We start from the raw sequence: 26,695 nt of genomic DNA, 5'->3' as shown, positions 1-26,695 counted from the left end.
TCCGGTCACTTCGTCAGGGTCAGGCCCTTCGACGGCTCGACGGTGAGCCGGTCGGCGGCCTCGTCCAGCTCGACCACCACCTCGTCGCCGTCGCGGACCTCGCCCGACAGCAGCTCCCGCGCCAGCTGGTCGCCGATCGCCGTCTGCACGAGCCGGCGCAGCGGCCGCGCCCCGTACAGCGGGTCGTAGCCGGTCAGCGCGAGCCACTCGCGCGCCGCGTCGGTGACCCGCAGCGTCAGCTGCCGGTCGGCGAGGCGCTCGGCGAGCCGGTCCACCTGGAGGTCCACGATCCGGGTCAGCTCATCGGTCGACAGCGCGTCGAAGAGGATCACGTCGTCCAGCCGGTTGAGGAATTCCGGCTTGAACGAGTTGCGGACGGCGTTCCAGACCGCGTTGCGCTTCGCCCCGTTCTCCAGCGTCGGGTCGACCAGGAACTGCGACCCGATGTTGGATGTGAGGATCAGGATCGTGTTGCGGAAGTCCACCGTGCGGCCCTGCCCGTCGGTCAGCCGCCCGTCGTCGAGGACCTGGAGCAGGATGTCGAACACCTCGGGGTGCGCCTTCTCCACCTCGTCCAGCAGGACCACCGAGTACGGGCGCCGCCGGACGGCCTCGGTGAGCTGCCCGCCCTCCTCGTACCCGACGTAGCCGGGGGGCGCGCCGACCAGCCGCGCGACGCTGTGCTTCTCGGAGTACTCGCTCATGTCGATGCGGGTCATCGCCCGCTCGTCGTCGAACAGGAACTCCGCGAGCGCCTTCGCCAGCTCGGTCTTGCCGACGCCCGTCGGGCCGAGGAACAGGAACGAGCCGGTCGGGCGGTCCGGGTCGGAGATCCCGGCGCGGGCGCGGCGGACCGCGTCCGACACCGTCCGCACCGCGGACCGCTGGCCGATGAGGCGCTTGCCCAGCTCGTCCTCCATCCGCAGCAGCTTCTCGGTCTCGCCCTCCAGGAGGCGCCCCGCCGGGATGCCCGTCCAGGACGCGACCACGTCCGCGACGTCGTCCGGCCCGACCTCCTCCTTGACCATCGCGTCGCGGTGCTCCGCCGCCTGCGACGCCTCCTCCAGCTGCTTCTCCAGCTGGGGGATCTCGCCGTAGGTGAGCCGCGCGGAGGTCTCCAGGTCGCCGTCGCGCTGGGCGCGCTCGGCCTCGCCACGGAGCTGGTCGATCCGCTCCTTGATCTCGCCGACGCGGTTCAGCCCGGCCTTCTCCTGCTCCCACCGGCCGACCAGCCCGTTGAGCTGCTCCTGCTTGTCGGCGAGGTCGGCGCGCAGCCGCTCCAGCCGCTGCTTGGACGGCTCGTCGGTCTCCTTCGCGAGGTTCAGCTCCTCCATCTTCAGCCGGTCCACCGCGCGTTGCAGCTCGTCGATCTCGACGGGCCGCGAGTCGATCTCCATCCGCAGCCGGGACGCGGCCTCGTCCACCAGGTCGATCGCCTTGTCCGGCAGGAACCGGGACGTGATGTAGCGGTCCGACAGCGTCGCCGCGGCCACCAGGGACGAGTCGTTGATCTGCACCTTGTGGTGCGCCTCGTACCGGCCCTTCAGCCCGCGCAGGATCGCGATCGTGTCCTCGACCGACGGCTCCCCCACGAGGACCTGCTGGAAGCGGCGTTCCAGCGCCGGGTCCTTCTCGATGCGCTCGCGGTACTCGTCCAGCGTCGTCGCGCCGATCATCCGCAGCTCGCCGCGCGCCAGCATCGGCTTCAGCATGTTGCCGGCGTCCATCGCGCCCTCGGCCGCGCCCGCCCCGACGACGGTGTGCAGCTCGTCGATGAACGTGACGATCCGCCCGTCGCTCTTCTTGATCTCGTTCAGGACGGCCTTCAGCCGCTCCTCGAACTCGCCGCGGTACTTCGCGCCCGCGACCATCGCGCCGAGGTCCAGCGACACCAGCCGCTTCCCGCGCAGCGACTCGGGCACGTCGCCCGCGACGATCCGCTGCGCGAGGCCCTCCACGACGGCGGTCTTCCCGACGCCCGGCTCGCCGATCAGCACCGGGTTGTTCTTCGTCCGCCGGGACAGCACCTGCACGACCCGCCGGATCTCCGCGTCCCGCCCGATCACCGGGTCGAGGCGCCCGTCGCGGGCCGCGGCGGTGAGGTCGACGCCGTACTTCTCCAGCGACTGGTAGGTGCCCTCGGGGTTCTCGCTGGTCACCCGGGCGTGCCCGCGCACCTTCTCGAACGCCTCCAGCAGCGCCTGCGGCGTCGCGCCGAACTCCTTCAGCAGCCCCGCCGCGGGGCCGCCGTCCGCGGCGAGCCCGACCAGCAGGTGCTCGGTCGAGACGTACTCGTCCTCCAGCTGCTGCGCCCGGTTGCCCGCCGTGGTGATCGCCCGCTGGAGCTGCGCCGACAGCCGCGGCGCCGCGACCGTCGAGCCCGCCGCCTTCGGCCTGGCCGCGAGCTGCTCCTCGGCCCGCCGCCGGATCGCCTGCCAGTCCGCGCCGACGGCCTCCAGCAGCGGCACCGCCGTGCCCTCCGGCAGCCCGATCAGCGCCACCAGCAGGTGCTGCGGCTCGACCTCGGGATGTCCTTCGGCCGCCGCCCGGCGGACCGCGACCGACACCGCCTCCTGGCTCTTCTGCGTCAGCTTGACGTCCATAGTTACGCTCCCCTGCGTCGACGGGGGACGCCCCCCGAGGTCAGTCCCGGTTCCGCTCGTGCCAGACCACGACGCTCGTGTGCCTGATCGGCACCAGGTCGGAGCCGGGCGTCCCGCCCGTGTCCCCGTGCCGCCGCTGCTGCGCCAGCCGCGCCGCGACCGCCCGGGTCGACTCGAGCTCGTTCGCGAGGTCGGCCAGGGCGGCGTGCGCCTTGGCGAGCTCCTCGCGGAGCCGCACGTTGTCCCGCTGCAGCTCCAGGATGTGCTTGATGCCCGAGAGGTTGATGCCCTCCTCCTGCGAGAGCCGCTGGATCTCGCGGAGCATCACGATGTCTCGCATCGAGTAGCGGCGGCCGCGTCCCGGCGTCCGGCCGGGGGACACCAGGCCCATCCGGTCGTAGGCCCGCAGCGTCTGCGGGTGCAGCCCCGACAGCTGCGCCGCCACCGAGATCACGTAGACCGGAGTGCTGTCACCGAAAGGGGTCGTGTCCACGGCTCACTCCGTTCTCGCCTGCTGGAGGAGGTCGGCGCGCAGGTCGTCGCCCGCGCCGGTCTCACGGAGCCGGGCCAGCGCCTCGCGCGTCTGGTCGTCGAGCTTCTGCGGCACCTGCACGTCCACGGTGACCAGCAGGTCGCCCTTGGTGCCGTCGCGGCGGGGCGCGCCGCGTCCCTTGACGCGGAACGTCCGGCCGTTCGGGGTGCCCTCCGGCAGGCGCAGCGTGACCGGCTGCCCCTGGAACGTCGGCACCCGGATCTCCGCGCCGAGCGCGGCCTCCGGGAACGTCACCGGGACGGTCAGCGTCAGGTTGTCGCCGCTGCGGCCGAACACCTGGTGCGGCCGCACCTTGATGTTGACGTACAGGTCGCCGCTCGGGCCGCCGTTCTCGCCGGGCGCGCCCTTGCCCTTCAGCCGGATCTTCTGCCCGTCGGCGACGCCCGCCGGGATACGCGCCTGGATCGTGCGCGTCCCGGTCGCGCGGCCGCTGCCGTGGCACTTGGGGCACGGGTCGTCCACGACCAGGCCGCGGCCGTGGCACTCCCGGCACGGCTCCTGGAAGCCGAAGTTGCCGAGGTTGCGGGTCTCGTGCCCGGTGCCCTCGCAGTTCGGGCACACCCGCGGGACGGTCCCGGCCTTCGCGCCGGTCCCGCGGCACGCGTCGCACGCGGCCTCGCTCGTCAGCTTGATCGGGACGGTCACGCCGTTCATCGCGCGGCCGAACGACAGCGTCACCTCGGTCTCGACGTCCGCGCCGCGCCTGGCCCGCCGCGTCCCGGCGGTGCGGGTGCCGCCGCCGCCCCGGTTGAACAGCCCGCCGAACAGGTCGCCGATGCGCTCGCCCGCGCCGCCGGTCTGCGCGCCGCCCTGCTGCCCGAACAGGTCGCCCAGGTCGAAGGGGAAGCCGCCGCCCTGCTGGCCGCGGAACCCGCCCGGCATCGACCGCACCGAGTCGTACTCCTTGCGGCGCTTCTCGTCCGACAGGACGTCGTAGGCCTCGGAGACCTCCTTGAAGCGCTCCTCCGCCTCGGCGTCGCCCTTGTTGGCGTCCGGGTGGTACTTGCGGGCCAGCTTCCGGTAGGACTTCTTGATCTCCTCCTGCGAGGCCGTCTTCGCGACACCGAGGACCTTGTAGTAGTCCTTCTCCAAATAGTCCTTGGTGCTCACGGCGCCCCGCTCTCTGCTATCGCCACTTGCCGCATGCCTTCACCTGCCCCGGAGGCCCGTCCCGGCCGCGTGGCCGGGACGGGACTTCGGGCCGATCCCGGGGGCCGGGCCCCGGGGTCCCCCTGGCGCGGGCCAGGAGGTCACTCTTCGCCGGCCGCTTCCTCGCCGGAGCCGCCGTTCGGGTCGGGCTCGGCCACCGCCACGCGGGCGGGGCGCAGGACCCGCTCACCGATCCGGTAGCCGGGCTGGAGGACGTCCGCGACGCTGGTCTCCGTCACGTCCGCCGAGTACGAGTGCATGAGCGCCTCGTGCACGGTCGGGTCGAAGGGCTCGCCCCTCTGCCCGTAACGCTCCAGGCCGAGCTTGCCCGTGACCGCCTCCAGCCGGTCGCCGACGGACTTGAACCCGCCGGTCAGCTCGTCGTGGTCGCGGGCCCGGCCGATGTCGTCCAGCACCGGGAGCAGCTCGGACAGCACCTGCCCGAGGGCCTGCTCGCGGACGGCGACCCGGTCGCGCTCCACGCGCTTGCGGTAGTTGTCGTACTCCGCCTTGAGCCGCTGGAGGTCGGCGAGGCGTTCGGCCAGCTGCGTCTTGAGCGAGGAGTCCCCGGCGTCCGAGGCCGCGGCGCCGCCCTTGGCCTGGGGCTCGGGGGCCGGCGTGCCGCCGGTCTCCCGGACCTTGCCCGTCTCGGGATCGATGCGCCGCTTGTCGCGGATCACCGGGCCCTCCTTCTCCTCGCCCTCATGAGGGGAGGTCGTCACGACGCGTCACCCTTCGGCTTGTCCTCGTCCACGATCTCGGCGTCGACGACCTCGTCGTCCTGGTCACCGGCCTGCGCGTCGGCGGTCGGGCCGTGGTCCTCGCCGCCGGGCTGCGCGCCCTCCGGGTTCTGCGCGTACATCGCCGCGCCCATCTTCTGGCTGACCTGGGCGAGCTTCTCGGCGCTGGACTTGATCGCGTCGACGTCGGTGCCCTCAAGGGCCTTCTTGACCTCGGCGACCGCGTCGCCCACCTCGGTCTTCAGCTCCGCGGGGACCTTCTCGTCGTTCTCCCGCAGGAACTTCTCGGTGGAGTAGGCCAGGGTGTCGGCCTGGTTGCGGACCTCGGCCTCCTCCTTGCGCTTGCGGTCCTCCTCGGCGTACTGCTCGGCGTCGCGCATCATCTTCTCGATGTCGTCCTTGGGCAGCGCGGAGCCGCCGGTGATGACCATCGACTGCTCGCGGCCGGTGCCCTGGTCCTTCGCCGAGACGTTGACGATCCCGTTGGCGTCGATGTCGAAGGTGACCTCGATCTGCGGGACGCCGCGCGGCGCCGGCGGCAGGCCGGTGAGCTGGAAGGTGCCGAGCTTCTTGTTGTACGCGGCGATCTCGCGCTCGCCCTGGTAGACCTGGATCTCCACCGACGGCTGGTTGTCGTCGGCCGTGGTGAAGGTCTCCGAGCGCTTGGTCGGAATCGTGGTGTTCCGCTCGATGATCTTGGTGAAGATGCCGCCCTTGGTCTCGATGCCCAGGCTCAGCGGCGTCACGTCCAGCAGCAGGACGTCCTTGACCTCGCCCTTCAGCACGCCCGCCTGCAGGCTCGCGCCGATCGCGACGACCTCGTCGGGGTTGACGCCCTTGTTGGGCTCCTTGCCGCCGGTCAGCTCCTTGACCAGCTCCGACACCGCGGGCATGCGGGTCGAGCCGCCGACCAGGACGACCTGGTCGATGCCGTCGACCGAGATGCCGGCGTCCTTGAGCACCGAGTGGAACGGCGCCTTGGTCCGGTCGAGCAGGTCGGAGGTCATCCGCTGGAACTCGCCGCGGGTGAGCTTCTCCTCCAGGTGCAGCGGCCCCTCGGACGAGGCGGTGATGTAGGGCAGGTGGATCGTGGTCTCCGACGACCCGGACAGCTCGATCTTGGCCTTCTCGGCGCCCTCGCGGATCCGCTGGAGCGCCATCTTGTCCTTGGACAGGTCGACGCCGTTGGCGTTCTTGAACTTCTCGACCAGCCAGTCGACGATCTTCTGGTCCCAGTCGTCGCCGCCGAGGTGGTTGTCGCCGCTGGTGGCCTTGACCTCCACCACGCCGTCGCCGACCTCCAGCAGGGACACGTCGAACGTGCCGCCGCCCAGGTCGAAGACCAGGATGGTCGCCTCGTTCTCCTTCTCCAGGTGGTAGGCCAGCGCCGCGGAGGTGGGCTCGTTGATGATGCGCAGGACGTTCAGCCCCGCGATCTGCCCGGCCTCCTTGGTGGCCTGCCGCTGGTGGTCGGAGAAGTACGCCGGCACGGTGATGACCGCGTCGGTGACGGTCTCGCCGAGGTAGGACTCGGCGTCCCTCTTCAGCTTCTGCAGCACGAACGCGCTGATCTGCTGGGGGGTGAAGTCCTTGCCGTCGATGGTGGTCTTCCAGTCGGTGCCCATCTCACGCTTGACCGAGCGGATCGTCCGGTCCACGTTGGTCACCGCCTGGCGTTTGGCCACCTCGCCGACCAGCACCTCACCGTTCTTGGCGAAGGCGACCACCGACGGCGTGGTCCGCGACCCCTCCGCGTTGGCGATGACGGTGGGCTCGCCGCCCTCCAGGATCGCGACGACCGAGTTGGTCGTCCCGAGGTCGATGCCGACCGCACGTGATGCCATGTCTGTTCGTCCTCCGTCGTTCCGTGCCGGTTATCACGTTCCGGCCGCGTCCCCCTGGGTCCTGCGCCCGGCCGAGTCTCTGCTCGCAAGGATGCCGGTCTCTGCTGCAAGGGTGCCGGGCGCGGAACTCGTTGTCAAATGACTTGAGCCGACCCGACTCAACTTTGCTGACGTTCTCCTCAACAGGACGATTGAGCGACCTATTCCGGTTCCCGGACTCCGTCACGTCGTCGCCCGTCTTCCCCTCCCCGGGCTTGCGGAGATGGGGGTCGGTCCGGTGTGCGTGACCTCACGGGAGGGGACGCCGCGGCGGTGACCGTCCGGCGGGCGTGAAAGTGATCGGGGGGCGGGGCGGAGTACAGGATGACACCGACCCCCGGAGGTTCTTCATGCCCGACCCCATCAGCGGGGCGGACGGGTGACCGCCCCGCCCCGCCTCGCCCGGCCCGGCGGGACCCGCGAGGACGACGACGCCGGGCTCGTCGCCGCGTCCCTCGACGACGCCGAGCAGTTCACCGCCGTCTACGACCGGCACTTCGCCGCCGTGTACCGCTACGTCGCGGGCCGTCTCGGACGCGACGCCGCCGACGACGTCGTCGCCGAGACGTTCCTCGCCGCGTTCCGGCGCCGCGCCGCGTTCGACCCCGGGCGCGGCGCCGTCCGCCCGTGGCTGTTCGGGTTCGCGACCAAGCTGATCGCCCAGCACCGGCGGGTCGAGACGCGCCGCTACCGGGCCCTCGCCCGCCTCGGCCCCGAACCCGACCCCGGCGGCCACGAGGACAGCGTCACCACCTCCGTGACCGCCGAGCGCATGCAGCCCGCGCTCGCCCGCGCGCTCGCCGGGCTGTCGCGCAAGGACCGCGACGTCGTGCTCCTCAAGGCGCTGGGCCAGCTCACCCACGAGGAGATCGCCACCGTCCTCGGCATCCCGTACGGGACGGTCGGCTCCCGCCTCAACCGCGCGCGCAGGAGATTGCGCGCCGAACTGCCCGCCCACGAGATCGACACCGAAGGAGCATGACCATGGACGAACTCCAGATGATCGCCACCCTGCTCGACGAGGAACCTTCCGGCGAGGCCGCAGCCGCGGGCCGGCGCCGGCTCACCGCGGAGATCCGAGACCGGCGCCGCCGTCCCGCGCTGCCGCGCCTGCCGCTCTTCGGCGGGATCGGCGTGGCCGCGGCCGCGGCGGGCGTCGCGGGCGTGCTGCTGCTGTCGTCCGGGACCTCCCCGCGCGCGCCCGACCCGGTGGAGGCCCGTCCGATGTCCGCGCAGGCCGTGCTGCTCTCCGCGGCGAAGCAGGCCGAGGCGGCGCCCGCCACGGGCCGGTACTGGCATCTGCGTACCTTGATGTCCAGGCCCGTCCAGGTGGGGCCGAAGGGGAACCGCTACTGGGTGGACAAGCGGTCCGTGACGGAGACGTGGACGCTGCGCAGCGGACGCTCCGCCTCCGGCTTCCGCGACGTGGGCGCCCGCCCCTCCACACAGGCGGACGCGGCGGCGTGGAAGCGCGACGGCTCGCCCACCAGCTGGGACCTCGGCAGGGGCGACACGGTGGACGGCGCCCACATCATCGTCCACAGCGGTCCCCGGCCCGGTGAGGTAAACAAGGTCACGGGGCCGGGCACCTTCACCGTGTGCGACAAGGAGATGTCGTTCGCGCAGGTGCGGGCGCTGCCCGCCGAGCCCGCCGCCCTCAAGGACGCCGTCGTGGACGCCATGCGGAACAACGACGACGGCCCGGTGCCCGCCGCGGCGCGGAACGGCTTCGTCCAGCAGTGCCTCGCCGGGCTGCTGGCGGACGTCCCCGCCGCGCCGAAGGTCCGGGGGGCCGCCTACCGGGCGCTGGCGACCATGCCGGCGGTCAAGGTCATCGGCAGGACCACCGACGAGCGCGGACGCAAGGGGATCGGCCTCGTCCTGCAGAGCGGTGACCGCGGTCCCGTCACCCGCCTGGTGATCGACCCGCGGACCTCCCTGGTCCTGTCGGCGTCGGTGGCGCAGACCGGGGAACTCGCGAAGCTGAGGAGCAAGTCGGGGACGACCGTGTACCTCCAGGTCGGCTGGACCGACGACGGGCCGCGGGTCCCCGCGCTCCCCTGACGAGGCGGCGGGGCCGACGGCCCGTCACGCCGCCGGCCGTCGCGCCGTCAGCCCGTCAGGTCGGACGGGGCGGTGCCGGCCTTCGCGAGAGGGAGGCCGAGCGCCGCCCGTTCGGCCAGCCAGCCGCTCGGACGGTAACGCGGGTCGCCGGTCGCCGCGTGCAGGCCGCGCAGCAGGCCGAGCACCCGCCCGGCGCCCGCGTTGTCGCCCCACTCCAGCGGCCCGCGCGGGTAGCCGAGGCCGAGCCTGACGGCGGTGTCGATGTCCGCCGGGGCGGCGAGCCGCTGCTCCGCGATGCCGCAGCCGACGTTCACGACCGAGGCGAGGAGCCGCTGCGCGACGGTCGCGGGCGCGTCCCGGACGACGCTGACGTCCCGTCCCGTCGCGACGAGCGCGGCCAGCCCCGCCCGCCCCGCCTCCCTGTCGACGCCCGGGTGCACGGACACGGTGAGGCGGGTGAAGAACCCGCCGAACGGGTCCACGCCCAGGGTCCGCTCAAGGGGAAGACCCTCGGCGGTGTCCACGACGCTCCGTCCGAACGGCGCGACGAGCACGACCGCCTCAGCGGACGGCCGGTCCCCGGACTCGACCTCCACGCCGCCCTCGGACAGCAGCATCCCCAGCCCTTCCCTGACGCCGGGCTCCCCGTCATGGATCCAGACCGGACGCGCCTCGATGTCCGGCGCGGCGACCTCCGCCGGTTCCTGCTTGGCGCCGTCCACGTACGAGTAGAAACCCTCGCCCGTCTTGCGTCCGAGGAGCCCCGCCTCCACACGCGCACGTGCGAGACGCGACGGGCGGAACCGCGGCTCGGTGTAGAAGCCCGTCCAGATGCTCTCCATCACCGGCTGCGACACGTCCAGCCCGGTGAGGTCGAGCAGCTCGCACGGGCCCATCTTCAGGCCGAGGACGTCCCGCGCGATCCGGTCGATGTCCGCGGGCTCCGCGGCGCCCTCCGACAGGATCTGCAACGCCTCGGTGACCAGCCCGCGCCCGGCGTGGTTGACCAGGAACCCCGGCGCGTCCGGCGCGAGGACCGGCTCGTGGCCGAGGCGCCGCACGAGGTCCGCCAGGGCGTCCGCGACCCAGCCGGCCGTCCGCGCGCCGGGGATCACCTCGACCAGGCGCATCAGCGGCACCGGGTTGAAGAAGTGGAGCCCCGCCAGCCGGGACGGGTCGGACATCGTCGCGCCGATCGCCGTCACCGGCAGCGAGCTGGTGTTGGTCGCGAGGACCGTGTGCGCCGGGACGACCCGCTCCAGCGCCGCGAACAGCTCCCGCTTCGTCTCCAGGTCCTCCCGGACGGCCTCCACTACCAGGTCGCAGTTCTGGAACGGCGTCAGCGGCTCCCCGACGGGCCGGAGCCGCCCCGCGGCCGCCTCCGCGTCGTCCGCGGACATCCGTCCCTTCGCCGCGAGCCGGGCGAACATCGCCCCCGCGTAGTCCACCGCCTCGGCCACCGCCTCCGGGCGCACGTCGGCCAGTTCCACCGTCAGCCCGCCCGCGGCCGCCCACTGCGCGATCCCGCGCCCCATGGCCCCCGCGCCGATCACCCGCACCGTCGAGACCCGCCGCGCCCACTGCTCCATAGCCGCCCTCCTCGCTCGTCCGACCCATTCAACCGTCTGCCTGGTGGAAGCCCGCCGTCCGGCCCGGCGCGGCGACGTCGTAACCTGCCAAGTGCCCCTGACCCGGACTTTGAGGAGCACATCATGCGCGACGCGGTGATCTGCGAGCCGCTGCGTACCCCGATCGGCCGGTTCGGCGGGGTGTTCAAGACCGTCCCGGCCGTGGACCTCGCCGCCACCGTCATCACGGCCCTCGTCGAGCGGACCGGGCTGCCCGGCGACGCGATCGACGAGGTGATCCTCGGCCACTGCTACCCGACGTCCGACGCCCCCGCCATCGGACGGGTCGCCGCGCTCGACGCCGGGCTGCCCGTCGAGGTCGGCGGCCTCCAGATCGACCGGCGCTGCGGGTCGGGCCTCCAGGCCGTCGTCTACGCCGCGATGCAGGTCCAGACGGGCGTCAGCGACGTGATCATCGCGGGCGGCGCGGAGAGCATGAGCAGCGCGCCCTTCTACACCACCGAGGCGCGCTGGGGCATCCGCGGCCCCGGCCTGAACCTGCACGACTCCCTCGCGCGCGGCCGTGTCACCGCCGGCGGCGCGAGCCACCCCGTGCCCGGCGGGATGCTGGAGACCGCCGAGAACCTGCGGCGCGAGTACGGCATCGGACGCGAGGAGCAGGACGAGCTGGCCGTCCGCTCCCACCGGCGCGCCGTCGCCGCCCAGCGGTCCGGGGTCTTCGCCGAGGAGATCGTCCCGGTGACCGTCCGGTCCCGCAAGGGCGACACGGTCGTCGACACCGACGAGCACCCGCGTCCCGACACCACCGTCGAGGGGCTGGCGAAGCTGCGTCCCGTCCTCGGCAAATCCGACGATGCCGCGACCGTCACCGCGGGCAACTCCAGCGGCCAGAACGACGCGGCCGCCGCGTGCGTCGTCACGACCCCGGAGCGCGCGGAGGAGCTGGGGCTGCGGCCGCTCGTCCGCCTGGTCTCCTGGGCCCGCGCCGGCGTCCCGCCGCGCACGATGGGCATCGGCCCGGTGCCCGCCACCGCCAAGGCGCTGGACGCGGCGGGCCTGTCGCTGTCCGACATCGACCTGATCGAGCTGAACGAGGCGTTCGCGGCGCAGGTGCTGGCCGTCGCGCGGGAGTGGGGCCTGAAGGACGACGACTGGGACCGCGTGAACGTCCACGGCTCCGGCATCTCCCTCGGCCACCCCGTCGGCGCCACCGGCGCCCGCATCCTCGCGACGCTCGCGCGCGAGATGCGGCGCCGCGAGGCCCGCTACGGCCTGGAGACCATGTGCATCGGCGGCGGCCAGGGCCTCGCGGCGGTCTTCGAGCGGGTGTGACCACACCCTGACGCCCCGGCCGGACCGGTGCGGCCGGTCCGGCCGGACGGCGTGACGCGGGTCAGGCGGCCGGTCCGGCCGGGCCGAGGTGACGCGGGTCAGGCGGGCGGGGTCCACGCGGGGTCGCGCCCGGTCAGCCCGATCAGCCGGTCGAGCGGCGGGGCGTCCTCCGCGGTCGCGAAGACCGGGCCGAACGGTCCGTCCGGCTGTCCCGCGGCCGGTCCCACGAGCTCCATGCACAGGTCGATCTCATCCCGCCCCGGCTCGTAGGGCTGCCCGCTCGCACGCGCGACGTCCCACCCGTGCACGACGATCTCGTTCAGCGCGACCCGTCCCGCGACCTCGCCGGGAAGGTCCACGCCTCCGGCCTTGGTCATGCCCTGCCAGGCGTCCGGGACCGTCCAGGCCGCGGCGAGCGCGTCGAGCTGCTCGGGGATGCGGGCGCGCCAGTCGGGGGCGAGCCGGGACGCGTCGCCGGACGGGCCGGTGGACGGGACGTCCGGCCAGTTCTTCTCGGCCGACCAGGTGAACGCCTTGGACAGTCCGCCCACGTGGTCGATCAGATCACCGAGCGTGTACTCCACGCAGGGCGTCGGCGCGGCCAGCTGCGAGTCGCGCACACCGGCGAGCAGGAGGCCCAGCCGCCGGGCGGCGGGCGCGAGATCGGGGGCAGAGGTCATCGGTCACTCCTCAGCGGTACGTGTGTTCCCGGTGTGGACTCCGGGGCCGCGCGATATTCATCGGCGCGCCTAATCTCTAGGGTGTGGGCATGACACGACCGCGAGAGGGCGATCGCGCGTCCCCCGGCAGCGGTCTTCCGCTGACCTGCGGGAGCCACGCATAAGCTACTACCGAGTAGTATTCGGGCCCCGGATGACGCGCGTTCCGACGCCGGTTCTACGCTGACTGCCATCGCCCGTACCCCAGGAGGACGGAACAGTGTTCTGGATCACGTTGGTCATAGGGCTCGCCGGCACGGCGGTCGCGCTGGCGCTCGCCGGGCGGCGGGTGCTGTTCCTCTACGCCATCGCCAAGAGCGGCCAGCCGGACCCCGAACGGGTGCTCCAGGTCAAGCGTGACCCCAAGGCCGACATCGAAGACCAGGTCACCGAGGTCCTCGGCCAGCGCAAACTGCTGAAATGGTCGGTCGCGGGCGCCGCGCACGCTGCCGTCATGTGGGCGTTCTTCCTCCTCGCCACCGTCTACCTGGAAGCGGCCGTCGCGCTGCTGTTCGGGCTGGACGAGCACATCCCCTGGCTCCAGACGTGGGGCCCGATCGGCTTCGTCCAGGACACCATCGCCCTCGCCTGCACCGCCGGCCTGATCACCTTCACCGCGATCCGCGTCAAGAACTCCCCCCAGCGCATCGGACGCAAATCCCGCTTCAAGGGCTCCCACCTCAGCGGCGCCTGGATCACGCTCTTCATGATCTTCAACGTGATCTGGACGATGTTCTTCTTCCGGGGCGTCGCATGGGCCAGCGGCAACCTCGCCTACGGCAAAGGCGCCTACTTCTCCTACGCCGTCGGCCACCTCTTCGACGGCCTGGGCCACGACACCCTCGAAGTGCTGGAGTCCGTCGGCCTGCTGCTGCACATCGCCGTCGCGCTGATCTTCCTCGTCTTCGTCGTCCACTCCAAGCACCTGCACATCTTCCTCGCGCCGCTGAACGTCATGTTCAAGCGCCGCCCGGACGGCCTCGGCGCCGTCCAGCCCATGATGTCGGGCGGCAAGCCCCTGGACTTCGAGGAGGCCGACCCCGACGAGGACGTCTTCGGCCGCGGCAAGATCGAGGACTTCACCTGGAAGGGCTTCCTCGACATGGCGACCTGCACCGAGTGCGGACGCTGCCAGTCGCAATGCCCCGCCTGGAACACCGGCAAGCCCCTGTCGCCGAAGATGCTCGTCCTCGAACTGCGCGACCACGCCCTCGCCAAGGCGCCCTACTTCACCGCCTCCGAAGAACAGCGCGAGAAGTTCACCGACGAGCAGAAGCTCGCCATGCAGGTCGACAAGGAACTCGTCGCCGAGGACGGCGTCATCCACCCCGACGTCCTCTGGTCCTGCACCAACTGCGGCGCCTGCGTCGAGCAATGCCCCGTCGACATCGAGCACATCGACCACATCCTGGACATGCGCCGTTTCCAGGTCATGATCGAGTCCTCGTTCCCGTCCGAGGCCGGCGTCATGCTGAAGAACCTGGAGAACAAGGGCAACCCCTGGGGCATGTCCGAGACGAAGCGCCTCGAATGGATCGGGGAACTCGACTTCGAGGTCGAGATCGTCGACGAGAAACTCCCCGAGGACACCGAGTACCTCTTCTGGGTCGGCTGCGCCGGCGCCCTGGAAGACCGCGCCAAGAAGACCACTAAGGCCGTCGCCGAACTCCTGCACATCGCCGGCGTCAAATTCGCCGTCCTCGGCCCGATGGAAGCCTGCACCGGCGACCCCGCACGCCGCCTCGGCATGGAGTTCGTCTTCCAGATGCTCGCCCAGCAGAACGTCGAGACCCTGAACGAGGCCGGCGCCAAGAAGATCGTCGCGACCTGTCCCCACTGCTTCAACACCCTCGCCAACGAATACCCGCAGATCGGCGGCGAGTACGAGGTCGTCCACCACACCCAGCTCCTCGCCCACCTGGTGGAGACGGGCAAACTCACCCCCGTCACCCCGATCGAGGAGAACATCACCTACCACGACCCCTGCTTCCTCGGCCGCCACAACAAGGTCTACAAGCAGCCGCGCGACATCATGGCCACCGTCCCCGGCGTCCGCACCCGCGAAATGCACCGCCACAAGGACCGCGGCTTCTGCTGTGGCGCCGGCGGCGCCCGCATGTGGATGGAAGAGCGCATCGGCAAGCGCATCAACACCGAACGCGTCGACGAAGCACTCGAGACCGACCCCGACACCGTCTCCACCGCCTGCCCGTTCTGCCTGGTCATGCTCGGCGACGCCATCAACGAGAAGAAGAACTCGGGCGACGCCAAGGAGACACTGGAGGTCGTCGACGTCTCCCAACTCCTGATCCGCTCGATCAAAAGCTGACTTCATTGCGGTGCCCTCGGCGGCCCGGCCTTGGCGGCCCTCCCTTCAACGGGCACCGCGGCGATCGCCGCATCGCTCCGAACCCGCCTGGCGGCTCGCTGCGCGATCAGGTCCTCGCTCCGCTCGCACCTGCCCTCGGACCGCGATCGCAACGCCGAACCCGTCGCTGAGGCACAAACAGTAACCGGAGCGCCGCGCGCCTCCGTGCTACGGCGCGTCGGCCAGCGCAGCACGCTTCGATCAGCTCGAGAAACAGGACAAGACCCTAGGACGCCGTAGACGCGGTGTCTGGAGGTGGCGGATTTTCGGATGTGACATTCCATGAGTTCCGGGCCTTGGGGTACACGGGGTTTTCATGGGAAGTCAAGCGTTCTGTAGCGGTTCATGGTGCTTTGTAGGCCCTCGGACTGGTATGAACCGGGGATGGCCGTGCTCGTGTCCCTTCTGGCGTTCTTGATGACGCTCACCGGTGGTCTGGCCGCGATGCGCGTCCGCGACCACCGGCACCTCGTCCTCGGGCTCGCCGGCGGACTCATGCTGGGCGTCGTGGCGTTCGACCTGATCCCCGAATCGCTGGAGATGACCCACGACCACCTCTTCGGCGTCCCCGCACCGATGATCGGCTTCGCGTGCGGATTCCTGCTGCTGCACGTGGTCGAGCAGGCCGTCGCGATCCACCGCGGCCACGAGAACGAGTACGCCCCGCACGACCACCCCGGCGGCCACTCGCATGGGGCACCGCAGGGAAAGGCCGGGCTGCTGGCCGCCTGCGCGCTCGTCGGGCACAGCCTGGTCGACGGCCTCAGCATCGGCCTCGGCTTCCAGTCCGGCATGGAGACCGGCGTGTTCGTGGCCCTCGCAGTGATCACGCACGACTTCGCCGACGGCTTCAACACCTTCACCGCCGCGTCGCTGAACCGCGACGACCGCCGCCCCGCCCTGATCCTGCTGATCGCCGACGCCGCCGCCCCGATCGTCGGGGCCGCGCTCACGCTGCTGGTGTCCGTCCCGGACGCGGTCCTCGGCCCCTACCTCGGGGTCTTCGGCGGCGTCCTGCTCTACCTCGCCGCCGCCGAGATCCTGCCCGAGGCGCACAGCGGCCACCCACGCGTGATGACACTCTGCGCCACCGGCCTCGGCCTGGTCGCCGTGGTCTTCAGCGTCGGCGTAGCAGGCTGACGCCGGGGCCCTCAGACCCGAGTCCGATGGAAGTTCAGATAAGACCTGGACGGCGTCGGCCCCCGCTGATCCTGATAGCGCGACCCGTACTTCTCCGACCCGTACGGATACTCCGCGGGGGAACTCGTCCTGAACAGGCACATCTGCCCGATCTTCATCCCCGGCCACAGCTTGATCGGCAGCGTCGCCACGTTCGACAGCTCCAGCGTCACATGCCCGCCGAACCCCGGATCGATCCACCCCGCCGTCGAGTGCGTGAGCAGCCCCAGCCGCCCCAGCGAACTCTTCCCCTCCAGCCGCGCCGCCAGATCGTCCGGCAACCCGAACACCTCGTACGTCGACGCGAGCACGAACTCCCCGGGATGCAGCACGAACGCCTCGTCCGGCTCCACCTCCACCAGCCGTGTCAGATCACTCTGCTCCACGGCAGGGTCGATGTGCGGATACTTGTGGTTCTCGAACACCCGGAAGTACCGGTCCAGCCGCACGTCCACACTGGACGGCTGGACCATGCCCGGCTCATACGGGTCGATCTTCACCCGCCCGGACTCGAGCTCGAACCTGATGTCGCGATCGGAGAGCAGCACGTCAGAAAAGCTACCGCTCCCGCCCCCCGCCCGCGCACACCGACTATCCGGTACGATGTCCGAGCGGCGGCCACCCACACCGCCTCACGCGGGTGTAGTTCAATGGTAGAACTTCAGCTTCCCAAGCTGACAGCGCGGGTTCGATTCCCGTCACCCGCTCCACCACAAAGGCCCAGGCCAGGGACATGATCCCCAGACCTGGGCCTTAGTCGTTCCGGTCACATTTACACTGCCGGGCAATTAGCGGGCAATTAAGCCACCGGAACCAGCGCCCCCGCCGATCCCTCACCCTCCTCGTCGTCCGCTGCCTGCCGCTCCGCTTGGACGAGGGCGTCCAGGCCGTCCGCGATCACGCGGTCAGCCCGGTCCGAGCGATGCTGGTAGCGCAGCGCGGCCCGCTCGTTGTCATGGCCCATCCGGGTCATGAGCGTTTTGAGTGAGACGCCCATGTCGGCCGCGAGCGAGTTGCCGGTGTGCCGAAGATCGTGGAAATGCAGGGTCGGCACTCCGAGCGCCTCGACGACGTGGCTCCAGCGCGTGATCTTGTTAAAGCCGCTCCGTCGCAGTGGCCCGCCTTTCAGGCCGGTGAAGACGAGCGACTCTGCCTCTGGCCGGACGTACTTTTCCAGGTGCGCCACCAGGTCCGGCACGATCGCAGCCGGGATCGAGACCGTGCGCAGCCCCGCCCGGGACTTGGTGGGGCCGAGGATCATCTCTCCGTTGGCCCGTTCGACGTAGGCAGCACGCACCCGAACGGTTCTCTTGACGGTGTCGATGTCGGACCGCCGCAGCGCGGTCACCTCACCCCATCGCAGGCTCGCGAAGGCAGCCAGCAGGATGAACGCGCGTAGCCGGTCGTCCCGGACAACGTCCGCGTGCCCATCCTCGGCGAGCTTCCAGAGAACCCGCTCGGCCTGCGTACGCGTCGCGAAGGTCTGCGGGAAGCGCCGCATGACGCCGTCCTTGACCCGGTAGCGCAGCCGGTACTCATCGCTGTCCAGCTTGCGGACGTTGCCGACCGGGCGCGCGCCCACCCGCTCCGCCAGCTCGAAGACTTGGGCGACCGTGAGCGTCGGTCGCTCGGCCGCGTGCTCGGTACCGGCCCCGCGGACCTGACACGGGTTGCGGGTGAGAACCCGGTCCTCGACAACGGCCGTCATCAGCACCGCCCGCAGCAGCCGGTACGCCTTAGCCGTCATGCTCGCCGACACCCCGGCTTCCAGGAGCGTCGTCCGCCAGTCGCGGATCATGGCCGTGCTGAGCTTGCCGAGCTGCACGCCGCCGAGGTGCGGCGCGATGTGCTTCTTGAGTAGCCAGCGGTACAACTCGACCGTGCGAGGACGCAGGTTCGGCCGCTGTTCGATCCACTTCGCGGCGTAGTCCCCGAGCCGCACCTTGGCACGGTCAGGGTCGGTCCAGTCGCCGCTGAAGACCTGCGCTTCGACCAGCGACAGCCAGCGTTCAGCCTCGCTCTTGCGCTCGAAGGTCTGGGGAGCGAAGTGCCGCCGCCCGGTCGGCCCGATGTAGCTGGCTTGATACCGGCCGGAGGCGCGCTTGCGGATGTTGCCGAAGCGGCGGTGACCCGGCTTGTTTCCCTTGGCCATCAGGCGGCCCTCCAGACGTCGGAAGCGGTCATGGGCTCGACGAGCCCAGCGGAGACGAACTCGCGGAGCGCGGATTCGGGGATGCGGACGAAACGCCCGACCTTGACGAAGCGGATGCGGCGTTCGGCCACGAGCCGACGAGGGAACCGCGGACTGGTGTTGAGGAACACGGCGGCCTGCTCGACGGTCAGTAGCCGCTCGTCGAGGCCGATCGGGTGAGGTGCGTTGCTCATGCGGAACTCCCGTTCGCAGTGACCGGAGGAGGTAGGGGTCTTCCGGTGAGTGCGGCGGTGACGAGCGCTTCGCCGCGCGAAAGGCCCTGGCTTTGGAAGCGCCATTCGCCGATGGCGAGGATCAGGGCAGGGTCCTGGTCGTCGGGTGGTAGCCAGCCGGGGGACTGCTCGCGGACGAAGGCGATGCGAGCGGCTCGCAGCGCGCCGAGGGTGGTGGAGTACCGGCGGGACTTGGTGGAGAAGTGGCCCCGGAAGCCGAGCATGTGAGCCCACTGGGCGAGCCGGAGGTCTGCGAACTCCTCCAGGGCACCCAAGCGCAGGCACTCGCTGATGAGCCGCCGGGCATGTGCGGTGATCGGCAACGCGGCCAGGTCGTCAGTGGGCAGAAGACGTCGGTCCAGGGTGCCGACGCATTCGGCGGCCTTGGTGGCGTACTTGGCGATGTAGCCCGCTACGGCCTGCTGCGTGAGCGTGCCCGAGCTGGTGATGGTCTTGACGTCGACTTGCGCGCCCCAGGTCAGGGACCGCGCCGGGATACCGGGTGCCGCCGGAGTGGCGACCGATACGGCGCTGGCCACGTGCCGGACGGCGTCCCCCAGGAGTTGGACGTTCGCCCAATCGGGTGGAGGTGTGGCCGGACCGCCGGGACCATCGAAGCGGATGACGGCGTGGAAGTGGACGACGCCCCGACGCTGGTATTCGGCCACCTTGGCGAAGGAGACGGCCAGCGTCTCTCGGAACTCCTTCTGCGTCAGCCCGACCGACTTGGCGAGGTAGCGCCGCAGCGCCAGCGTGAAGCGCCGCCACAGTTCCGGCGCCAGCGCATTGAACAGCACCGACCCGGCGTAGTCGTAGCAGTCGGCGCACAGCGGTTCACCGAGCCGAGGATCGTTTTCGGAGTGTTGAACGCCGCAGGAGGCCACCACGCCATGAGGGCACGGCCTAGCGCCCCGCCGAGGGTGGCAGCGCTCGACCCGTTCGCCGTTGCGCACGCGCCGCGCATGGACGGGACCGAACGAGGGCGCGGTCAGTGTGACGAAGGCGGCCGGATGGCCGGAGACGCTTTCCGGGATGCCCTTCCCACCGGCAAGGCCCGCGCGGATGAGCTGGTAGGTGTCGGCGCGGTAGATCTCGGCGCAGGCAGGGCAGCGGGAGGCACGGCGGGTTTTGCAGGCCACCGGCAGCGCGCCGTCCGGTTCGGTGTCGGTTGAGTAGTGGTGCAGTAGTTCGCCGGTGCCGGTGTGGACGTGTTTCACGGTGCCGGTCAGGAACACTGGCTGAGAGCAGCCGCCGGTAGCGCGAGCACGAGCGGCCCAGCGCTCGAAGTCAGGCCGGTCGATGATCTTTGCCATCAGCCGGGCGTCCTGCGGTGTGAGGACCGGGTGAGGCACGATGAAGGGATCTCCTAGCCGTTTCGTGCGGATGAGGGGATGGCCCCCGACGTGACGGCGTGACTTGGCGGTTGAGCGGTCACGCCGGGGGCGTTCAGATCACTGGCAGTTGCCGAGGCCCGAGCAGTGCGGGCAGGTGTCGCCGTAGGAGTCCAGGCCGGTTCCGCCGCAGTTGCAGCACTGCCACCACTCGCCGACCGAGACGAGCGGACGAGGGAAGGCGACGGCCGATCCCGTCGCCGAGTCCTGCGCGGTCACCTGGTCGGAGCCGCAGGCCGAGCAAGAGGGGCCGCCCCGGCGCGTGAGCAGCGACACCCAGGTGAGCCCGTGGTTCGTGACGTCACAGGCACGACAGCGCAGCCGCCATGCAGCCTCATTGTCGGGGCGTGACTGGTCGTCGGTGTTCGAGACGAGGGCAGGCATGGTGACCTTCTGATCGTGATTCACGCGGTCGCCTCGCTGTGGGCTTGATCTGTGCGGACCTGCCGGAGCAGGTCGGAGGCGAGTTGGTTGGACACGCCGAGCCGGGCACGGAGGATGTCTCGGGTGATCGGCCGTCCGTGTTCGGTCTGGTGTTCGGCGGCGACACGGCGTGCGAAGTCGACCAGTGGCCCCGCCGGTTCAACCCCCGCCGAGGACTCGGCAGGTGGGGACGGGGACGATGCGGTGGGTGCCGACTCGACAGGGACGGGGATGGATGTCTGGCCGTCCGGCTCGTCCAGGACGACCGGGGAGGTAGGGGAGCTGGGACGGTCCTCCTCCCACACGATCCACCGCGACGAGGACGAGTCGGACGAGGAGACCGCCGAGGACGGACGGCCGAACGAGTCCGGCACCGGCGAGGGGCGAACAGCCGCCCAAGTGCCGGCCTTGCGGCGTTCCAGCATGGAGACCGCGACGAGGAAGGCGCCCGCCGGAGTGCCCGCGGTGATCCAGCCCCACGTGGTCGGATCGGCTTGTGCAAGGTTCGCGGCCAGCGAGAGCAGGATGCCGCCGACCAGGACCAGCGTCGGCCACGACAACCGCCCCGCCCTCCGCTCGGTGCGCTTGTCGCGCTGACGCTCCCCGGCCGCCATCACGCAGGTGAGGTCGATGCAGACCGCGATGGCCCAGGCCATCCACCCGCGCTGGCCGTGTTCGGTGGCGGTGTCGCGGATGTGGGTGAACGACCCGGCCGCCGCGATCCCCGCAAGCACCACGACCGGCCCCGAGTCGGCCAGCGCCTCGAAGATCCGCCGGGTCATGCCGCCCGCCGCTCGGTGACGAGGACGAGCAGCGCGGCCAGTTCCGGGTCACAGCGGTGTCCGTCGGTCCAGTCGTCCACCTCGGCCGCGCGGGACGAGGCGAACGACTCGGCGCAGCGCTGGCACCGGGCGATGTGAGAGAGCGGAACTCGTCCCACTCGATACCGACCGGCCACACGTCCCAGGACGACACCGCCGCCAACCGGGACGAGCCGGGGGACGGCGAGGACGGGGACGAAGGGGCCGGGACAGCGACGAGCCTAGGACGGGGACGAAGAGGACGGATGTGGGCGACCATCGGGCAGCCTCCAGGGCCGGTTTCGGGCATGGATCGGGTAGGACGCGGCGCGATGAGGGCTCACGCCGAGCCAGAGGAGGAAGGGAAGAGAGAAGGAGCGACCGGCCCGTTATGCGGCCGGGTGGACGGTCGGGACCGAGCCGACGAGGGTCTTCCAGTCGGGGGTGAGGTGCGCGAAGTCGCGCGCAGCCTGTTCGGCCTCACACTCGGGGACGTAGACCGACCGAGCACGGTGCCAGGCGCCATCTTGTCCGGCGACAACGCACACGCCAGGAGTCTCGGCGGGGATGGCGCGGGCAGCGTCGAGGGCGGCCGGGTCGAGGTCGCCAAGCGTCATGTTCGCCGTCTCCGGATCGTTGACCCGGTGGCACACCCGCCCCGACAGTTGCGCCCGCAGCGCCGTCACACCGGGCCCCAGATCAGAGCCGATGCGCTGCCCGCACACCACCAGGTACACCGCGAACGCCCGCCCGAGCTGCACCACCCGCAGCAGCGCGGTAGCTGTCCTGGCAACCTCGTCCTTCTCGGACTTGTCGGCCATCAGGAACAGTTCGGCGACTTCGTCCACCAGGATCACCACCGGCACCGGACGCAGGTCGTCCGGCAGCGTCCAGACGTTGCGGGCACCGTGCGCGCGGCACACCGCCATGCGGTTCTCGACCTCGTCCACCAGGTCGGCCAGCAGGACAACGGACTCTTTGCGGGTGGTCGCCAAGGCCGAGAGCCGAGGCGCGTACGGCGTGAACTCCACACCGCCCTTGAGGTCGAAGCCGACCAGGGCGACCGGTTGCGGAGCCAGACCCTTGATCACCGCGTTGGCCAGGTTGGACTTGCCGGACTGAGTCGCCCCAGCGTTGAGCCAGTGCGGGACGATGCGGAAATCGATCACCCAGTCGTGCCCGTTCTCCAACTTGCCGGGACGCACCGTCAGCAGTTCACCGGTCTCGGGTTCGGTGACCACGTCGACCAGCGGATCACGCATCGTGGCCCACAGCGTGACGAAGCCCGGCCGGACGTCGACCACGCGAACCGAGTGCACGCGCCAGGCGTGCGCGATGCCCTCCGCCGCCTTCTGGTAGTCGGCAGGAACCTGTCCGTCATGCAGGCGGAGGCGCATCCGCCAGCCCAGCCGGGTCGGCCGTAGAACCCCAGGCGGGGAGCCCGCTCGACATCGACTCGCCGCACCCGCCGCTTGTGCTCCACCACCGTCGCGGCGTTGCGAGCGGCCGGGCCGACGACCGGGACGGCGTCGAGGGTGAGCCGGAACCGCCGCCGGTTGCGGGTCAGCTTGCAGCCCGACGCCACGTGATGCCAGGTCAGATAGACCAGCGCCGCGCGGGCCGGGAAGGCCACGCCGTACCAGAACGACACCGGGTGGTACCGGCGCCAGGCCCAGAGCCCGGCCGCCGCAGCGGCCAGGACCCCGAGCACCAGGTAAACCGTGTTCATGACAGGGCCGCCGTTCAGGCCACGTCCGCCGCAGCGGACCCGGGAACGTCCGGCACCCCGACCGGACCGGCCACGGCGACACGCGACGCCCGGTAGGCGATGCCCCACCGCTTCTGGCCGTTGATGACCTGCTCCCAGGGGAACGCGACCAGGTCCACCGGCGACACGATCTGCCCGATCGTCACGTCCTGGTCGCCGGGCACCGACAGGTTCACCAACTCCACCCGCCCCATGGCATCGGCAGCCGACAGACCCACCGTGAACACCGTGTTGCCGTCCCGATCGGTCTTGACCTCCCCCGTCTCCTGACTCACCAGCTTGGGACGTGGCGCCGACACGCACACGAACGTCAACGCCGACACGTCCACCGGGATGTTGCGCACGAAGAACCTCCACTGTCGAGCCCTCTAGACAGTTGGATCACTCGTCCTTTTCGAGTGACTGTCTAGGGGGGTAAACAATGAAGGTAAGCGATGAATCGGCAACTGTCTAGGGGGTCTACAGATCTCTGGGAACCGCATCCTCGCGCGCCCACCAGACCGCGCTCGCGTCATCGGCCGCCTTCCCGCGGGGCCACCGCGCCCCGACCGGGTCGGACGCCTCCGCATCACGCGTACGGGCGATGAGCTCCTCCGGTCCGCCCTTGCGGAGCACGGCGAGCAGCTCCGGCCAGCCCAGCAGGCCGAAGCGATCGACCAACCGGCTCGCCCCGTCGCTCAGCAGCGCAACGCCGTTCAGCTCATCAAGGGAACTAGATCCCGTGAGCGCCTCCCCGGCCGCTTCAGGTTTCGTACTGGCCACCCAGAACCCGCCGGGCCGGTTGCGGTGGGCCGCTAGCCGCTCGACCCGATCCCGCAACCACCGGGCGTGCGCGTCACTGCCCACCGCAGGCGACCGCTCCGGCTCGTCCAGCCGGGCGATCACGTCGGTAAGACGGTCATCGGTGACGACCGCCGGCGACTGGCCGATCCGATCGAGGACGACCACGGCGTCCGAGAGCACCAGATGTTCGAGCCGCCCGCCGTCCATCCGCGCCAGGGCGACGGTCGCCGAGGGCGATCCCGGATGCCTCAGGTCACACGTCCGGACATGGAGAGCGTTGACCCGCTCGATACTGACCGCCAGTGCCTCGTCCAAACCCGTACCGGCATCGACCGCAGCCGCTAGGACCGCCCCGCCCAGGTGGCGCGCGTACCAGGCGACCGAATGCTCACATCCCGTGCCCACGTCCGCCGGAGTGCCTGCCCCGTCGATGACCACGAAGAGCCCGGGTGCCACCGCGGCGAAGTCCTCGTTCGCCCGCCCTGGACGCCCCGGTTCGCTGGCGATCTGTACGCGCATGGCCCCTCGTCAGCTTGGCGCCTCGTCATGCCGGTAGATCGGGGTCAGCAGCTCTGTCCGCACCGGCTCATGGGTGTCCGCGCTGTACTCGGTACCGACCACGACCGAGAACCGGTCATCGCCGACCTGCCCCCACAGGCTCCCGATATCCGTGGTCAGCAGGTGCACCACACCCAACGACCCCTCAGGATGGATACCCGCGATGGCGAGGAAACTGCCGTTGCCGTCCGGCCGGGGGAGCCGACCGAGATAACCGACGTCATACAGCCGGGGCGGCTCGTCCTCCTGACCCGATCTGTGCTCGGCGCCGGTGCGGGTGTCGCGCAGCAGCCATCCGGCGTCGTCCCGCTTCCATTCCAGGACGGGGTCCTTGCCGTACGCCTCATGCATCGCGGGCGACATCCGGGGGCCGCAGATCACCAGCAGACCCGCCCGGTCGAGGTCGACCTCGCCGTCCAGGCCGACATGATCAGTGTTGACGATCAGGTCGAACGTCCGTGCCAAATTACCCAGCCGTTGCCCCGTCTTCAGATCGTCCAACGCGACGTACGTTCGGTCACTGGCAGGGTCAGGACGCAGGGGAGTGACCACCGTCACCTCACCCGCCCCCAGGAAGGCCCCCTCCGGCGCTGGCCCGGTGTGCCGGATCTGATGGATACGCCCGCGGCTCAACCCCGCCGCGTGAGCGATCTGCGCGTACGACATGCCCTGCGCGTGCAGCTCCTGAATCAGCCGCCGCCGCAACCGCGCCAACTCCGTCACTTCCTGCTGCGCATCTGCCAGACGCTCAGTCGCGGCGCGCAGCAGCTCATACGGGTCGTCGATCTGCGCGATGCGCTCCAACTCGCCTGGCATGACACCCCCTCCGATCGGTGCCAGCGAGTCTAGGACCCTAGACACTGTGTCGGAAAGCTCATCGCCGGTCGAGGAACTGACAGCGCGTAGCCGCCGCCGGCGGCGCGGTATCGGCGGCCCGCTCACACCGGCATACCGACGACGTCCGCCCAGACCCGTCGTCCCACCCGGACGGGCTCGCTACCCCACGACTTGGAGACCGCCTCCACGATGAACAAGCCGCGTCCGGATGTCACGTCCGCGCCGCTGGCCTGATTGCTGACGGTCGGGCGTGTCTGCGCGCCCATGTCGAGCACGCCCACCCGTACATGTCCGTTCTGCATCTCTACTTCGAGGACGAACTTGCCGTCCTCCTCGCCGCTCGCCGTGTGCTCGACGGCGTTCGTGCAGAGTTCGCTGACGACCAGCTCAACGGTTTCCGCCAGAGCATCGGAAGCACGATCGACCACGAGCGCCCGAGCGAAGGCCCTGGCGTCACCGATCGATTGAGGCCGCCCCGCGAACAGACGAGACCAGCGCGTCACGTCGATCACCACCCGCGCGTCTAGGGGGCTATACGCCCCGAGGAACACGCAGCGTACGACAAGCCTAGAGGGCTATTCAATACGTTCAGTGAATAGAGCCTAGAGCGTTCCGTAGATCACGCCCGGCCTGCTTGATCAGCGCCCGAGCCTCATCACCGAACACGGCCGTCCGCTCGAAGCCATCGAAGATCTCCAGGTACTCCCGCACCTCACCGGCATCGGACAAGGTCAACTCGCGCGTGAACGTCTCGACCGTGACGGCCGCCTGATCGTGCACCACGAATCCATGCAGCGGTGCCCGAGCCCCACCATGCCCAGGCACGATCCCCACCCGCACGCCATCACGGTCCGCCACCTCGACCAGGCGCCCGAACTGACCCACCATGCACTCACCCGACCCCGGCCAGGTCCGCAACACACCCTCCGTCAGCACGACCACCACACGCCGCCCTCCACCGTCCAGCAGCGAAGACCACGCCGCGGCCTCGTCCGCCGACCCCAACCCCGCAGCCACGGCATACTCACGCGTCCACAACGGCCGAGGCATCACCGCCGCCGAGAACACTCGAAGCACACCAGCGGCCCGAGCCAGCTCCACGCCGGCCCCAGGGCGAAACGACACCCCAGCATCAACCCGACGCCCAACCGCCCCCGCGTACGCCTCACGCGCCAACGCGCTAAGCCGCTCAACCTCGGCAGACCCCAACCCCAACGCCCCGAACAACCGCACAACGACCTCAGGATCTGACACCCGCCGCCCCGTCTCCACCCGAGACACCGTCGGCTGTGGCACCCCAGCCCGAGCAGCCAACCCCACCCCCGACAGCCCCGCCGCCCTCCGCAGGCGCCGCAACTCCCCACCGATCTCCCGCAACCGCTCCTCACCCATAACCGAGCGTTCTACCACCCACGACGACCACCCACAGCCCCACACCCGGAGACCGACGACCCCAGAACCACACGCAGCCGGATGAGTACTTTCAATACGTCTTCAAGGGCGCCCGCTACGCGGTCGCCAGCGGCCGCGCC

At 70.6% G+C, this 26,695-nt stretch carries 25 protein-coding genes and 1 tRNA gene; 6 read left to right on the top strand and 20 right to left on the bottom strand.

Annotation, left to right across the window (positions count from 1 at the left end):
- Window positions 1–5: 5 nt before the first annotated feature.
- The 5 genes from clpB to dnaK form a co-directional block, all read right to left on the bottom strand.
- Window positions 6–2,603: an ATP-dependent chaperone ClpB gene (gene clpB / locus AGRA3207_RS19475; RefSeq protein ID WP_231336150.1), complete on the bottom strand. Its 2,598-nt coding sequence runs from the start codon at window positions 2,601–2,603 to the stop codon at window positions 6–8.
- A 40-nt stretch (window positions 2,604–2,643) separates the two neighbouring features.
- Window positions 2,644–3,096, bottom strand: coding sequence for a heat shock protein transcriptional repressor HspR (locus AGRA3207_RS19470; protein WP_231336149.1), 453 nt, complete (start codon window positions 3,094–3,096; stop codon window positions 2,644–2,646).
- A 3-nt stretch (window positions 3,097–3,099) separates the two neighbouring features.
- Window positions 3,100–4,266 carry a molecular chaperone DnaJ gene (gene dnaJ / locus AGRA3207_RS19465; RefSeq protein WP_231336148.1) on the bottom strand — a complete coding sequence of 389 codons (1,167 nt, stop codon included), beginning with the start codon at window positions 4,264–4,266 and terminating at the stop codon, window positions 3,100–3,102.
- Between the two features lie 140 nt (window positions 4,267–4,406).
- On the bottom strand, window positions 4,407–5,027 hold the full coding sequence (gene grpE / locus AGRA3207_RS19460) for a nucleotide exchange factor GrpE (RefSeq protein ID WP_231336147.1): 621 nt from the start codon (window positions 5,025–5,027) through the stop codon (window positions 4,407–4,409).
- Window positions 5,024–6,889: a molecular chaperone DnaK gene (gene dnaK / locus AGRA3207_RS19455; RefSeq protein WP_231336146.1), complete on the bottom strand. Its 1,866-nt coding sequence runs from the start codon at window positions 6,887–6,889 to the stop codon at window positions 5,024–5,026. Before dnaK ends, grpE begins: the two co-directional genes overlap by 4 nt.
- Window positions 6,890–7,307: 418 nt before the next feature.
- On the opposite strand from dnaK, the gene AGRA3207_RS19450 reads away from it, so the two are divergent.
- Window positions 7,308–7,910 (top strand): RNA polymerase sigma factor, encoded by a 603-nt coding sequence (locus AGRA3207_RS19450; RefSeq protein WP_231336145.1) that lies wholly within the window; start codon window positions 7,308–7,310, stop codon window positions 7,908–7,910.
- Between the two features lie 2 nt (window positions 7,911–7,912).
- Window positions 7,913–8,992, top strand: coding sequence for a CU044_5270 family protein (locus tag AGRA3207_RS19445; protein WP_231336144.1), 1,080 nt, complete (start codon window positions 7,913–7,915; stop codon window positions 8,990–8,992).
- Between the two features lie 47 nt (window positions 8,993–9,039).
- Here AGRA3207_RS19445 and AGRA3207_RS19440 read toward each other — a convergent pair whose 3' ends face one another.
- Window positions 9,040–10,581, bottom strand: a complete 1,542-nt coding sequence (locus tag AGRA3207_RS19440; protein WP_231336143.1) for a 3-hydroxyacyl-CoA dehydrogenase — start codon at window positions 10,579–10,581, stop codon at window positions 9,040–9,042.
- A gap of 123 nt (window positions 10,582–10,704) precedes the next feature.
- Between AGRA3207_RS19440 and AGRA3207_RS19435 the strand changes: the two genes are divergently transcribed.
- On the top strand, window positions 10,705–11,913 hold the full coding sequence (locus AGRA3207_RS19435; protein ID WP_231336142.1) for an acetyl-CoA C-acetyltransferase: 1,209 nt from the start codon (window positions 10,705–10,707) through the stop codon (window positions 11,911–11,913).
- A gap of 98 nt (window positions 11,914–12,011) precedes the next feature.
- On the opposite strand, the gene AGRA3207_RS19430 is transcribed toward AGRA3207_RS19435, so the two are convergent.
- Window positions 12,012–12,593: a TIGR03086 family metal-binding protein gene (locus AGRA3207_RS19430; protein WP_231336141.1), complete on the bottom strand. Its 582-nt coding sequence runs from the start codon at window positions 12,591–12,593 to the stop codon at window positions 12,012–12,014.
- Between the two features lie 259 nt (window positions 12,594–12,852).
- Between AGRA3207_RS19430 and AGRA3207_RS19425 the strand changes: the two genes are divergently transcribed.
- Together AGRA3207_RS19425 and AGRA3207_RS19420 are read left to right on the top strand one after the other, a co-directional pair.
- A complete protein-coding gene (locus AGRA3207_RS19425; RefSeq protein ID WP_231336140.1) occupies window positions 12,853–14,961 on the top strand; it encodes a (Fe-S)-binding protein in 2,109 nt (702 codons plus the stop codon).
- Window positions 14,962–15,384: 423 nt separating this feature from the next.
- Window positions 15,385–16,140: a ZIP family metal transporter gene (locus AGRA3207_RS19420; RefSeq protein WP_231336139.1), complete on the top strand. Its 756-nt coding sequence runs from the start codon at window positions 15,385–15,387 to the stop codon at window positions 16,138–16,140.
- An 11-nt stretch (window positions 16,141–16,151) separates the two neighbouring features.
- Here AGRA3207_RS19420 and dcd read toward each other — a convergent pair whose 3' ends face one another.
- Window positions 16,152–16,727: a dCTP deaminase gene (gene dcd, locus AGRA3207_RS19415; protein WP_231336138.1), complete on the bottom strand. Its 576-nt coding sequence runs from the start codon at window positions 16,725–16,727 to the stop codon at window positions 16,152–16,154.
- Between the two features lie 88 nt (window positions 16,728–16,815).
- Here dcd and AGRA3207_RS19410 point away from each other — a divergent pair.
- A tRNA-Gly gene (locus AGRA3207_RS19410) sits at window positions 16,816–16,889 on the top strand.
- 89 nt (window positions 16,890–16,978) lie between these two features.
- Here AGRA3207_RS19410 and AGRA3207_RS19405 read toward each other — a convergent pair.
- From AGRA3207_RS19405 to AGRA3207_RS19350, 12 genes are all read right to left on the bottom strand, one after another.
- Entirely contained in the window at window positions 16,979–18,331 is a 1,353-nt protein-coding gene (locus tag AGRA3207_RS19405) for a tyrosine-type recombinase/integrase (protein ID WP_231336137.1), read from the bottom strand.
- The gene (locus AGRA3207_RS19400; RefSeq protein ID WP_231336136.1) at window positions 18,331–18,564 is read right to left on the bottom strand and encodes an excisionase family DNA-binding protein; all 234 of its coding nucleotides are present in this window, start codon (window positions 18,562–18,564) and stop codon (window positions 18,331–18,333) included. Before AGRA3207_RS19400 ends, AGRA3207_RS19405 begins: the two co-directional genes overlap by 1 nt.
- Window positions 18,561–19,916, bottom strand: a complete 1,356-nt coding sequence (locus AGRA3207_RS19395) for a replication initiator (protein ID WP_231336135.1) — start codon at window positions 19,914–19,916, stop codon at window positions 18,561–18,563. The genes AGRA3207_RS19400 and AGRA3207_RS19395 overlap by 4 nt, the downstream gene beginning before the upstream one ends.
- A gap of 138 nt (window positions 19,917–20,054) precedes the next feature.
- The gene (locus tag AGRA3207_RS19390; protein WP_231336134.1) at window positions 20,055–20,402 is read right to left on the bottom strand and encodes a hypothetical protein; all 348 of its coding nucleotides are present in this window, start codon (window positions 20,400–20,402) and stop codon (window positions 20,055–20,057) included.
- Window positions 20,399–21,199: a DUF2637 domain-containing protein gene (locus tag AGRA3207_RS19385; RefSeq protein ID WP_231336133.1), complete on the bottom strand. Its 801-nt coding sequence runs from the start codon at window positions 21,197–21,199 to the stop codon at window positions 20,399–20,401. The genes AGRA3207_RS19390 and AGRA3207_RS19385 overlap by 4 nt, the downstream gene beginning before the upstream one ends.
- Window positions 21,196–21,357, bottom strand: a complete 162-nt coding sequence (locus tag AGRA3207_RS19380; protein WP_231336132.1) for a hypothetical protein — start codon at window positions 21,355–21,357, stop codon at window positions 21,196–21,198. The genes AGRA3207_RS19385 and AGRA3207_RS19380 overlap by 4 nt, the downstream gene beginning before the upstream one ends.
- Window positions 21,358–21,606: 249 nt before the next feature.
- On the bottom strand, window positions 21,607–22,614 hold the full coding sequence (locus AGRA3207_RS19375; RefSeq protein ID WP_338028291.1) for an FtsK/SpoIIIE domain-containing protein: 1,008 nt from the start codon (window positions 22,612–22,614) through the stop codon (window positions 21,607–21,609).
- 346 nt (window positions 22,615–22,960) lie between these two features.
- Window positions 22,961–23,329 (bottom strand): SCO3933 family regulatory protein, encoded by a 369-nt coding sequence (locus tag AGRA3207_RS19370; protein ID WP_231336131.1) that lies wholly within the window; start codon window positions 23,327–23,329, stop codon window positions 22,961–22,963.
- 115 nt (window positions 23,330–23,444) lie between these two features.
- The gene (locus tag AGRA3207_RS19365) at window positions 23,445–24,287 is read right to left on the bottom strand and encodes a protein phosphatase 2C domain-containing protein (RefSeq protein WP_231336130.1); all 843 of its coding nucleotides are present in this window, start codon (window positions 24,285–24,287) and stop codon (window positions 23,445–23,447) included.
- 9 nt (window positions 24,288–24,296) lie between these two features.
- Window positions 24,297–25,142 (bottom strand): sigma-70 RNA polymerase sigma factor region 4 domain-containing protein, encoded by an 846-nt coding sequence (locus tag AGRA3207_RS19360; RefSeq protein WP_231336129.1) that lies wholly within the window; start codon window positions 25,140–25,142, stop codon window positions 24,297–24,299.
- A gap of 122 nt (window positions 25,143–25,264) precedes the next feature.
- Window positions 25,265–25,675 (bottom strand): ATP-binding protein, encoded by a 411-nt coding sequence (locus AGRA3207_RS19355; protein ID WP_231336128.1) that lies wholly within the window; start codon window positions 25,673–25,675, stop codon window positions 25,265–25,267.
- A gap of 76 nt (window positions 25,676–25,751) precedes the next feature.
- A complete protein-coding gene (locus AGRA3207_RS19350; protein ID WP_231336127.1) occupies window positions 25,752–26,555 on the bottom strand; it encodes a Scr1 family TA system antitoxin-like transcriptional regulator in 804 nt (267 codons plus the stop codon).
- Between the last annotated feature and the right edge of the window lie 140 nt (window positions 26,556–26,695).

Origin of the sequence: Actinomadura graeca, from assembly GCF_019175365.1 — a bacterium.
GTDB classification, from domain to species: Bacteria; Actinomycetota; Actinomycetes; order Streptosporangiales; family Streptosporangiaceae; genus Spirillospora; species Spirillospora graeca.
This window is presented reverse-complemented; position numbering and strand designations above follow the sequence as displayed.

Excerpts from the sequence above, each read along its gene's own strand:
- AGRA3207_RS19360 (WP_231336129.1), bottom strand. The coding sequence starts at position 25,142 with ATGCCAGGCGAGTTGGAGCGCATCGCGCAGATCGACGACCCGTATGAG.
- dnaK (WP_231336146.1), bottom strand. The coding sequence starts at position 6,889 with ATGGCATCACGTGCGGTCGGCATCGACCTCGGGACGACCAACTCGGTC.
- AGRA3207_RS19385 (WP_231336133.1), bottom strand. The coding sequence starts at position 21,199 with ATGACCCGGCGGATCTTCGAGGCGCTGGCCGACTCGGGGCCGGTCGTG.
- AGRA3207_RS19440 (WP_231336143.1), bottom strand. The coding sequence starts at position 10,581 with ATGGAGCAGTGGGCGCGGCGGGTCTCGACGGTGCGGGTGATCGGCGCG.
- AGRA3207_RS19445 (WP_231336144.1), top strand. The coding sequence starts at position 7,913 with ATGGACGAACTCCAGATGATCGCCACCCTGCTCGACGAGGAACCTTCC.
- AGRA3207_RS19435 (WP_231336142.1), top strand. The coding sequence starts at position 10,705 with ATGCGCGACGCGGTGATCTGCGAGCCGCTGCGTACCCCGATCGGCCGG.
- AGRA3207_RS19400 (WP_231336136.1), bottom strand. The coding sequence starts at position 18,564 with ATGAGCAACGCACCTCACCCGATCGGCCTCGACGAGCGGCTACTGACC.
- AGRA3207_RS19430 (WP_231336141.1), bottom strand. The coding sequence starts at position 12,593 with ATGACCTCTGCCCCCGATCTCGCGCCCGCCGCCCGGCGGCTGGGCCTC.
- AGRA3207_RS19420 (WP_231336139.1), top strand. The coding sequence starts at position 15,385 with ATGGCCGTGCTCGTGTCCCTTCTGGCGTTCTTGATGACGCTCACCGGT.
- AGRA3207_RS19350 (WP_231336127.1), bottom strand. The coding sequence starts at position 26,555 with ATGGGTGAGGAGCGGTTGCGGGAGATCGGTGGGGAGTTGCGGCGCCTG.
- AGRA3207_RS19365 (WP_231336130.1), bottom strand. The coding sequence starts at position 24,287 with ATGCGCGTACAGATCGCCAGCGAACCGGGGCGTCCAGGGCGGGCGAAC.
- AGRA3207_RS19395 (WP_231336135.1), bottom strand. The coding sequence starts at position 19,916 with ATGGCAAAGATCATCGACCGGCCTGACTTCGAGCGCTGGGCCGCTCGT.
- AGRA3207_RS19375 (WP_338028291.1), bottom strand. The coding sequence starts at position 22,614 with ATGCGCCTCCGCCTGCATGACGGACAGGTTCCTGCCGACTACCAGAAG.
- AGRA3207_RS19405 (WP_231336137.1), bottom strand. The coding sequence starts at position 18,331 with ATGGCCAAGGGAAACAAGCCGGGTCACCGCCGCTTCGGCAACATCCGC.
- clpB (WP_231336150.1), bottom strand. The coding sequence starts at position 2,603 with ATGGACGTCAAGCTGACGCAGAAGAGCCAGGAGGCGGTGTCGGTCGCG.